The sequence below is a fragment of the Paenibacillus sp. OT2-17 genome (assembly GCF_009827695.1).
Lineage (GTDB): Bacteria > Bacillota > Bacilli > Paenibacillales > Paenibacillaceae > Paenibacillus > Paenibacillus polymyxa_B.
This window is the reverse complement of sequence record NZ_WUDQ01000787.1, coordinates 1-1335: the sequence shown is the minus strand read 5'-3', so window position 1 is coordinate 1335 and position 1335 is coordinate 1. Positions and strand designations below refer to the sequence as shown.

The window sequence follows — 1335 nt, the reverse complement described above, 5'->3', positions numbered from 1 at the left end:
GAGTCATGCCGCAATCGTTTCTCTTTAAGAAGAAAATTAATGAATGGGATATGATGATTGATATTAATATCAAGGGCCTTTTGTACGGGATTGCTGCTGTTCTGCCTGCGATGCGGAAACAGAAATCTGGCCATATCATTAATCTGTCTTCTATTGCCGGACATAATGTCTATCCCGGCGGCACTGTATATTGCGCGACCAAACATGCCGTAAGGGCGATTACGGAAGGTTTACGTCAAGAAGAGGCGATCAGTGGTACCCAGATTCGTACAACGAATATCTCTCCAGGAGCTGTCAGCACTGAATTGACGGAGGGAATCACGGATGCAGAGTTAAAACAAGCCTACGATGAGTTGTATCAAGGAGCGATTAAAGCGGAAAGTATCGCACGTGCGATTGCTTTTGCGATTGAAGAGCCAGGAGACGTTGCGATCAATGAAATGATTATTCGCCCAACCACACAACAGGCGTAAGTCAACAGCAGGAGGAATGACGATGAATTATCGTACAGTAGGAAAAACAGGAATCAAGGTTTCAAATTTATGTTTTGGCACGATGTCCTTCGGCGGAAATGCCGATGAAGAAACATCCAAAAAAATGTTCAACCGCTCCCGCGAAGCTGGCATTAACTTTTTCGATACAGCAAACGTGTACAGCCAGGGTCGCTCCGAAGAAATTCTAGGCGAGTGCATCGAGGACTGTCGGAATGAGATTGTACTGAGCACCAAAGTTTTCTATCCGATGGGACAGGACGTGAATGCTAGGGGGCTTTCCCGTCGTCATATCATGCTTGAAGTGGAAAACAGTCTGCGACGCCTGAAGACGGACCGCATCGACTTCTACTTCGTGCATATGTTCGACGAAAATACTCCAATGGAGGAGACGCTTCGTGCACTCGACGATCTTCAAGCGCAGGGCAAAATCCTTTACCCAGCGGTGAGCAACTGGTCGGCCTGGCAGATTGCCAAAGCGGTCGGCATCTCTGCCAGGGAGGAGCTGGCGCGCTTTGAATTGATCCAGCCGATGTACAACCTGGTCAAACGTCAGGCTGAGGTAGAAATCCTGCCTCTTGCCGCTTCCGAGCAGATTGAGGTCATTTCGTACAGCCCTCTGGGAGCCGGGATTCTTACGGGCAAATACGGAACGAACAAACGACCGGAGCAAGGACGGCTGGTCGAAGAGCAGCGGTATACGGACCGCTATGCGGATGAAATGAATTTTGCCGTCGCCGACCGCTTTACTGCACATGCAGCAGAACGAGGTGTGAAGCCCTCGACGCTTGCGGTAGCTTGGGCGATGTCCAATCCTATGATCACGGCGCCAATTATTGGCGCA

The 1335-nt window shown here is 49.7% G+C and carries 2 protein-coding genes; both read left to right on the top strand.

Annotation, left to right across the window (positions count from 1 at the left end; genetic code table 11):
* Window positions 1-473: SDR family oxidoreductase (locus tag GRP75_RS27120; RefSeq protein ID WP_160790910.1), on the top strand; the 473-nt coding region annotated here is incomplete at its 5' end.
* A 22-nt stretch (window positions 474-495) separates the two neighbouring features.
* A partial coding sequence (locus GRP75_RS27115) for an aldo/keto reductase (protein ID WP_160790909.1) occupies window positions 496-1335 on the top strand: 840 nt, incomplete at its 3' end.